Source organism: Flavobacterium sp. (assembly GCF_029242675.1).
In the GTDB taxonomy this organism is placed as follows: domain Bacteria; phylum Bacteroidota; class Bacteroidia; order Flavobacteriales; family Flavobacteriaceae; genus Flavobacterium.
In genome coordinates this window covers 1-7,961 of the sequence record NZ_JAQWTM010000115.1, presented here as the reverse complement: position 1 = coordinate 7,961, position 7,961 = coordinate 1, and the positions used below count along the sequence as shown (strand labels likewise).

The window sequence follows — 7,961 nt, the reverse complement described above, 5'->3', positions numbered from 1 at the left end:
CATTGGGTAATTTTAATACTCTAAAATTGATGTAAGCAAATCCTGCTGATAGGACGATAAGAATTGAAAAAAGATGAAATAAATCCATTGTTATTTTTTAATATTGATATTTAGGTCTGGTGCTTCAACTAGGCTAACCGTAGAATAGGCCATTTTTACTTGTCCGTTAGAGGCTTCAATTGCGGTTAATATTTTGGTAAATAATTCGGTTTTAGTAAACCTTCGTTTTTTGTAGCCAACTACGTAGCGAAGCGTATATTCTGCCCAACTATCAGTTGCAACTAATGAAATCATTGGATCGGTTTGTGCATCTTCTAATCGGAATTTATATTGTAATGATTTCCATTTTTCTTTGGATTGACTACTTAATTCTCCTGCGACATCAACTCCTGCTTTTAAAATTATGGATTTGGCCAATTCGTAATTACTGCCATATTGAATCGGGATTTTTATTTCATCCCATAAAAAAGGAAAGTCACCTGAATAATTAAAGACGGGTTCTTTAAAAACATAGCTATTGGCAATGAGAACTATTCGGCCATTATACAAATCACCATCGACCCATTCTCCTGTTTCCATAATGGTGGTTCGTAAAACACCAATATCCATAACATCTCCTTTGATACCACCTAATTGTACGCGATCGCCAGTATTGTAAAAATCACCAAACATAATGGCTAGCCATCCTGCAAAGGATGCGATAACTTCTTGAAGGGCAAAAGCGATTCCAGCTCCAGCTACCCCAAAAGCAACAGTTAAGTTCCCTAATTTAGAACTAAAGACGATAGTTAAAAGGATGATTGACAGTAAATAGCCCACAAATACGCTGAACTTGTTGGCTTTATAACGGTTTTTATTGTCTTGAATTTTAGAAAAAACTCTGTTTTGAATGACTTTTAACAGAATCCAAATGACAGCGACACCGATAAAAAAGGTTACAATTTTTCCAACGGTGGGATTGTACAGGTATGCCATTATTTCTTCTTCCATATTTTATTTTTTTAGATGAACGACCCTTTGAGGAAAAGGTATCGTAATAATATTGTCTTTAAAAAGTTCGAAGATTTTAATTCTTAAATCACTTTTTATATTTTCGACTCTAAATAATTCCTCTGACCAAAATATAATGGAGAAGTTTAGTGATGAGTCACCAAAATCAGTAAAACGAACGAAGGGTTTAGGTTCTTTTAGCACTGCAGGCTGGCTTTCAACCGCTTTCTGTAGTATCGCGATTACCTCCTTAACATCGGATGCATAGTCAACGCCAACCGTTACCTCAAAGCGGGAAGAGCGTTCGCTATGCGTCCAATTAATCAATTGATTCCTTGTTAAATCAGTGTTGGGTAGAATGATATATTTGTCATCTCTTGTTAAAACAATTGAGGTGCGCAAATTAATTTCTTGTACAGTACACACCATTCCGTTTAGCTCTATGACATCATGTACCTTTACCGATGAGTCTAACAAGAGTATAATACCTGAAATAAAGTCACTAAATAGATTTTGTAATCCTAAACCAAGTCCCACCAATAGCGCCGCTGATCCAGCAACGAGTACTGATAAATTGAACCCAAATAATTGTAATCCAGTTAATATCGATATGAAAATAACAAAATAACGAACTAAATTGTATAAAGAATACTTCTTACTGACATCGATTTTATCGATTTTGTAAATGGTTTTTCTAATTAATTTTAGGACGAATAAAACAGCTATGATAAAAAGTAGTGATTTTATAACACTAATCACTTTTACATCAATATCACCTTCTTTAAAAAGGGTATAATCTATTATTTCGTTCATACAATAAGTTGCTGTTAATCCGTTAGTATTTTTCTAAACGAGATTGGATTTCGTTTTACATAATCAAGCGTACTCCGCCTAATTCTGATACTCGGTAGGAGAAACGATCGCCTGGTGAGCCTATGAACATAAAGTTTTTAGGAATGTTCCATTTGGTAGATAACTCATCGATGATTTCGGGTCCAAAGACTCCCTCAAGTTCAATAAATTCAATGTCAATTTCAGGATATGCTCGGTCTAATACTTTAAGGTCTGAAATTAACAAGTCGTTATTATCATTGTCTTTATTGATATTGACAATTTTTAACTTCTTGGTCGATTCATTATTTTCAACGTATTGCATTACTTTATTTATAATGGCTACATCATCTCCTTTAGTAAAAAACACAAATTCTTGCGATGGTATCTTAATGTTCATTTTAGATAAATAGCGGTTACTTGTAATCACCATTCTACGAAGTGGTTTGTAAAAATACTCTAAAGCATCGATCAGAAGGCGGATGATCAAGGAACGGTTGAGCATGATAGCTACAAAACCAAAGGCAGGTATCAAGTACTGTAAAAACGTGTAGAACGAATTAATGTTCAACTCCATATTCCCAATGAAAGCGGTGACGATTAAGGCTACGGCAACAACTACTGATATACCGCGTGCTTTCTCAGGTCTAGGTAATTTTTTTCGTTTGAATTTTAATAATAAGTTTCCAATTCCAAATAATCCCATTACGGCTAAAAAGGAGAAGGTATATACTCCTGCCAATGCAACGATTTCACCTTTGGTTACTAATAAAACAGAAATACACAAAATTAGAAAGCTAATAATGATGCGATAATTGGAACCTCTTTTATTTTGCTTTAAAAAGTAATTAGGTAATATTCTATCTAAGGTCATACGATTTAATAATCCAGAAACTCCCACGAATGAAGTTAAAACAGCACCACAAAGTACCAAAACGGCATCAACGGAAATTAAATACGCTAACCAGGATCCTCCAGTAGTTTCTCCCAAAAAGGCAAGTAAGGATTCTTGATGCTCTCCAACTTGTGCCATTGGGATGATACAAATTAGCAACAAAGCAATAACGGGATTGAAAAAACTAACGATTGCCCACATGTTACGCAATGTTTTTGGGAAAACACCTTGTTTTTGTTCTTCGACAAAATTGGCCGAGCTTTCAAAACCAGAAATTCCTAACATTGCTGCTGAAAACCCTAGAAACAATGCATTGACTATGGTTCCAGATGTAATTGGCAGATTCCAGTTCATATTAAATACATCCAATCCATTCATAAAAATGAACCAAACCGAAGCTAATACTAATAAACTTAGTGTTGTTAAGTGCGTAATAAAGATGACCACCGCAACAATTGCCGATTCTCCAATACCTACAATGGCTAGACCAGTGAAAATTAAAAGAACGATAACGGTCGCAATTGCGATATTGATATTGGGTACAATGTTATGTAAGTAATGCATTCCCTCTGAGGCGGATATTACTGCTGTGGCCATGTAGGATAACACGGTTAAAGTTGCTGCAACTGAAGCCAAACGTTTAGAAGAAGTGTTTAAAAGTACATTGTAGGCTCCACCATTTAAAGGAAGTGCACCAACAACTTCGCCATATATTTTTCTAAATAAAAACAATACTACACCTACAAGTAATAATGAAATCCAGGCGTATTGACCAGCATACATAATAGTTAATGCGGATACGTAGAGGCAGGAAGAGCTAATATCATTACCACAAATTGCGGTTGCTTGTAATTCGTTTAATTTTTTGTGTACGACTTCTTTCATTATTCCTTTTTTATTTTAAGTGGTAAGAACACTCGCAAGATAAGGAATTGAAGCAAATTGCCCAATAGTATACTTATTCTATTTTATTATTTGTTAAGAAGTTTTTGTTAGGATTTAACTGAGATATATAATTGAAAATTGAAAAACTGCAACACAGTACTATTAAAATGTTGCTATCTAACTGGTTTTTATCTATTTATTTTAAAATTTAGGAATCAAGGGAACGCTCTGACATGAAAAAAAAGTAGTGTTTTGACGCAGTTAAAATAAATTACAATAAATGGATCAAAAGTAAGATTTGTAGGAATCAGAGCTTCGAGCTGCTGTGTGGTTAATATGCAGTAGCACTAAAATTTAAGCTTCATTGAACTTATTCAAAGACAAAAGTGCTTTCTCTTGAATCTTACTTTGCATATAACCCGTCCACCCAAATAGCAGGCCAGTGATTCCAAACGCTTGTTTAGCCCATTTCCAAATATCAAAGTTATCAGTTTGTTTGATGATTACTCCTTCTTTAAAATGAAATTGAGAGTAGATTTTATTAACCACTTTTCGATTGGTTTTGCTAAAGGTATAGGTGGCTATCCAGCGTGCGGAGCCTTTATATTCATCTGCTTTTAAATCATAAAACTCGATTTTTAACTTACCCTTGCTATTGGCGAGTAGCATTTTCCACATTTTAGGAACGTCTCGATCCTTCAATAATCCAAAGGCAGGATCATGAAAACGGACTGATGGAGCATAAAATTCACTCATTTTTTTAGAATCGCCGTTCGCAAATGCGGTATAAAATTGATGTAATATGGTTTCGTTTGCAGTCATTAGATTGGTTATTTATAGTAGTAAAAGTAGTATTTAATTTCATGCAAATGCATCAAATAATCATTTTTTATTGATTTACTTTTATAATCATAGAAATGTACTGTTTTAGAAACAAATTAAAACAGCAGATTGATGAGTGTAAGTACGAGTTACTCACTATCAATACAATACACATATAAGTAATAAAAAAAGCCATACCTAGTAGCGCTTTTACAAGGCTATCATTTGGTATGGCTAATTAGTTAATAAATTAAAATACAAATTAGTTTTTTGCATTTTCAATTCCGTTACTTAATTGTTCTTTTCGATCAGCTAAGTATTGCATTCCGTCTGCTTTCAAATTATCATATTTTTGAGAAAGAGATTCTAATACATCTCCTGCTTTATCTTTTGCGTCAGTTGCGTATTTGCTACTTTTTCTTTTAATTTTTTTTCTGGTATTGCTTCCTTTGTCGGGTGCGAATAGTATTCCTAATAATGCACCAGCAGCTAAACCTCCTAAAATTCCTATTATTGTTTTATCTGTTTTCATCTTTTAAAGTTTTAAAGTTTTCTTCCTTGAATTAATCTTAATAATATCGATATTACAGCTATTACTAATAAGATATGTATGATTCCTCCTGCGCTGTATGCAAAAAATCCGATAGCCCAAAAAATAACTAATATTATCGCTACGGTATAAAGTAAATTGCTCATAATTGTTTGTTTTTAATGTTAGTATTAGGTTGTTTTTTTTAGTATTAATTTAGTGCGAATCCCACGTAGAAATTAAGAACACTATTTTTTGCATCTGGATAAGTGTAGGTCATTCCTCCAAAGTTTCTTTCCTTACCAATTTTGGTTAAACCATAATTATAACGAACTCCAAAATTTAATAACTCAAAATCCAGTCCGATTCCAGCTGCTATACCTGCATCGAATCTTTCAAAATCATTAGTGTCCAAAGTGGTTTGAGAGCTTGAAAAGTTAGAATCGTTGGTCGTTTTTCCGCTTATCATGTAGGCAGCGTAAGGACCTGCATGTATGTTAAGGTTTTCAGTCAAATTAATAACTGCTAAAATTGGTACTTCAATATAATTAACATTGAATTTAGCTACTCCGGATGCAAATGCATTGTTGTAGGTTTGTTCCGCTCCTTTGGTGGTATAATAAATCTCAGGCTGAATCGCGAAGGATTTGGTAACGGGAAATTTGGCATACAAACCTGCGTTGAAACCAGTTAAAACATTTTCGTCGTCTACTTGATCAGAATATAAATTAGAAAAGTTAACCCCTCCTTTAAAACCGATAGTTGCAGGAGTTGGCATGGCATCTTGCGCCTGAATGTTCGTAAAAGCTCCTAACGTCATTACTAAACTTGCGATGACTAATTTACTTGCATTTTTCATGGTAATTATTTTTAATTGTTTGTAATTATTTTGTTAAGTCAAAGATAGACCAGTTGTGGGCCCTTGTTGTTACGTAACTTTTAACAAAAGTTATATGATTTACATTTTTGTACTAATTACACTTTGATTTCAAATTTATCTTGTCTTAAAATAGATCAATTGAAGACATTTTATTTGTCAGTATCAAATTGCTTAATTGAAAATTCAAAGTCTTTTAGGTCTTGATTGATTTCAGTTTTAAAATTGTTCCAGTCTTTAGTAGTTTTATTGGTAAATGTGTTGAGCTTGGATTTTATAATTTGATTTTTTTCTTCAAGAACATTAATGTGGTATCGAGTGGTACTGTCAATTTCTTTTTTTCCTTGCTTCGCTTTGAGCTTAAATTCAGCAATACGTATATCATTGGCATTAATAGTACTATCTAGAGTAATTTGGAACTTTTCCCATTCTTTCTTTTGAACATTGCTTTCAATTAAAATGGATTTTCCTTCGTTAATGCTGTCAGCAGATTTTAAATTACGATTAGGATCCTGCTTACACGACAAGAACGATAATGACATTAAGGCAAGAGTGGTTAAACGGAATAGGTTTGATTTTTTCATAGCGCAAGATTTTAAATGTATTTGAATTACAAAGATCAGTTCGGTTGCAACTACTTCCATTACAACACTTGCTTCTAATTTTATAATATTTTCAGTTATTGACTGCTGACAGAGGTTTTAAAATAAAAATAGCCTTAAACGATATAAGTTGAGGGTATCTTCATTTTAAAGGAGCATTTACTTCTCGTTTTTAGCGATTACTTTTTTTGAACAGCTTCTTCCTTTGCTTTTTCTAATTCTTCTTTTTTCTTTGCAGCTTCTTTTTCTTTTTTCTTAAAGTAACCACGCAGTAAAAAATTATGTTTTGCTGCTTCCATATTTTCATTCAAGCCTTTGGTGCTTTTTTGCAAATTAGTCATTGTTTTATCCAAACTATTAGCGAATTTTTCATCAGTCATTAACTTCGAAAGGGCACCATTTCCGTTATTCATGTCGTAGGTGAATTGGGCTAGTTCTTGAGTAATTACGCTGGCGTTTTCCATGGTAACTTTTGCACTACGCATTATGTCATCCATTTCTATAGCTTCAACCGAGCCTATTTTTCCATTTTCTTTTATTATTTTCTTAGAACTAGTTCCTGGAGAAATCATTAGTACTTTATCACCCATTAATCCATCAGATCCAATACTTGCGGTAGCATCTTCTTTGATAAATTTTTGAACTTCTTTTTCAATAGTCATGCTGACAACAACTGCAGAATCAGAGACTAACCGAATTTCATCAACGGTACCTATATTTATTCCTGAAAATCGAACATTGTTACCTACCGTAAGACCACTTACATTTTTAAAATTAGCTTGGATGGTGAATGTTGATCCAAACATATTTTGTTGTTTGCCAATAAAAAAAATGGTTGCGGCAAATACAAGTAATGCTCCTATGACGAACATTCCTAATTTTCCAATTTGATTTGATTGCGTATTCATAACGTTTTGCTTTTGATTAATAAGTTATATAAAAAAAGAACGAATCCATTCATCCTCACTATTTTCTAATTCAGTATAGGTACCTTCAGCATAGATAACGCCGTCTCTAAGTATTACTACTCGATCAGCAGTCATTTTTGCACAAGGCATATCGTGCGTGATGATTATCGAGGAGGTTTTACGCTCTTTTTGAATACTCAGCATTAATTCACTGATTTCTTTAGAGGTAATGGTATCGAGTCCAGTAGTAGGTTCATCGTACAAAATGATTTCAGGCTTAAGAATTAAAGTCCTGGCCAGTCCAATACGTTTACGCATACCTCCGGATAATTCAGATGGCATTTTGTCGATAGCCTCTGCCAGACCTACACTTTCTAAAACCGAAAGTATCTCTGTAGTAATTTCATCTTCGCTCAATGATTGGAAATGTCTGCGTAGCGTAAAGTCTAAATTCTCTCGCACTGACATGGAGTCATATAGTGCAGCATTTTGAAATAAGAAACCGATTTTAACTCGAATGGCATTTAGTTCGTCAGTGTTTAAAGTGGTGATATCTTGACCAAAAACTTTGATTGAACCTTGATCTGCTTTTATTAATCCCACGATACATTTAATGGTGATG

At 33.6% G+C, this 7,961-nt stretch carries 10 protein-coding genes; all 10 read right to left on the bottom strand.

The window, feature by feature from the left end:
- Positions 1–90: 90 nt before the first annotated feature.
- On the bottom strand, positions 91–990 hold the full coding sequence (locus P8M54_RS04640) for a mechanosensitive ion channel family protein (RefSeq protein ID WP_300285698.1): 900 nt from the start codon (positions 988–990) through the stop codon (positions 91–93).
- Between the two features lie 3 nt (positions 991–993).
- Positions 994–1,803 (bottom strand): mechanosensitive ion channel domain-containing protein, encoded by an 810-nt coding sequence (locus P8M54_RS04635; RefSeq protein ID WP_300285696.1) that lies wholly within the window; start codon positions 1,801–1,803, stop codon positions 994–996.
- A gap of 55 nt (positions 1,804–1,858) precedes the next feature.
- Positions 1,859–3,601, bottom strand: a complete 1,743-nt coding sequence (locus tag P8M54_RS04630) for an APC family permease (RefSeq protein ID WP_300285694.1) — start codon at positions 3,599–3,601, stop codon at positions 1,859–1,861.
- 354 nt (positions 3,602–3,955) lie between these two features.
- On the bottom strand, positions 3,956–4,423 hold the full coding sequence (locus P8M54_RS04625; RefSeq protein WP_300285691.1) for a nuclear transport factor 2 family protein: 468 nt from the start codon (positions 4,421–4,423) through the stop codon (positions 3,956–3,958).
- Between the two features lie 262 nt (positions 4,424–4,685).
- Positions 4,686–4,955 carry a YtxH domain-containing protein gene (locus tag P8M54_RS04620; RefSeq protein WP_300285689.1) on the bottom strand — a complete coding sequence of 90 codons (270 nt, stop codon included), beginning with the start codon at positions 4,953–4,955 and terminating at the stop codon, positions 4,686–4,688.
- A gap of 11 nt (positions 4,956–4,966) precedes the next feature.
- Positions 4,967–5,119: a lmo0937 family membrane protein gene (locus P8M54_RS04615; protein ID WP_300285687.1), complete on the bottom strand. Its 153-nt coding sequence runs from the start codon at positions 5,117–5,119 to the stop codon at positions 4,967–4,969.
- 44 nt (positions 5,120–5,163) lie between these two features.
- Positions 5,164–5,811, bottom strand: a complete 648-nt coding sequence (locus P8M54_RS04610) for a porin family protein (protein WP_300285685.1) — start codon at positions 5,809–5,811, stop codon at positions 5,164–5,166.
- A 170-nt stretch (positions 5,812–5,981) separates the two neighbouring features.
- Positions 5,982–6,413 (bottom strand): hypothetical protein, encoded by a 432-nt coding sequence (locus P8M54_RS04605; RefSeq protein ID WP_300285683.1) that lies wholly within the window; start codon positions 6,411–6,413, stop codon positions 5,982–5,984.
- A gap of 197 nt (positions 6,414–6,610) precedes the next feature.
- Positions 6,611–7,339 (bottom strand): MlaD family protein, encoded by a 729-nt coding sequence (locus P8M54_RS04600; protein ID WP_300285681.1) that lies wholly within the window; start codon positions 7,337–7,339, stop codon positions 6,611–6,613.
- A 24-nt stretch (positions 7,340–7,363) separates the two neighbouring features.
- The coding region (locus P8M54_RS04595; RefSeq protein WP_300285678.1) for an ATP-binding cassette domain-containing protein at positions 7,364–7,961 on the bottom strand (598 nt) is incomplete at its 5' end.

Bases quoted from the DNA above. Each gene is read 5' to 3' on its own strand.
- P8M54_RS04640 (WP_300285698.1), bottom strand. From the start codon at position 990: ATGGAAGAAGAAATAATGGCATACCTGTACAATCCCACCGTTGGAAAA.
- P8M54_RS04635 (WP_300285696.1), bottom strand. From the start codon at position 1,803: ATGAACGAAATAATAGATTATACCCTTTTTAAAGAAGGTGATATTGAT.
- P8M54_RS04630 (WP_300285694.1), bottom strand. From the start codon at position 3,601: ATGAAAGAAGTCGTACACAAAAAATTAAACGAATTACAAGCAACCGCA.
- P8M54_RS04625 (WP_300285691.1), bottom strand. From the start codon at position 4,423: ATGACTGCAAACGAAACCATATTACATCAATTTTATACCGCATTTGCG.
- P8M54_RS04620 (WP_300285689.1), bottom strand. From the start codon at position 4,955: ATGAAAACAGATAAAACAATAATAGGAATTTTAGGAGGTTTAGCTGCT.
- P8M54_RS04615 (WP_300285687.1), bottom strand. From the start codon at position 5,119: ATGAGCAATTTACTTTATACCGTAGCGATAATATTAGTTATTTTTTGG.
- P8M54_RS04610 (WP_300285685.1), bottom strand. From the start codon at position 5,811: ATGAAAAATGCAAGTAAATTAGTCATCGCAAGTTTAGTAATGACGTTA.
- P8M54_RS04605 (WP_300285683.1), bottom strand. From the start codon at position 6,413: ATGAAAAAATCAAACCTATTCCGTTTAACCACTCTTGCCTTAATGTCA.
- P8M54_RS04600 (WP_300285681.1), bottom strand. From the start codon at position 7,339: ATGAATACGCAATCAAATCAAATTGGAAAATTAGGAATGTTCGTCATA.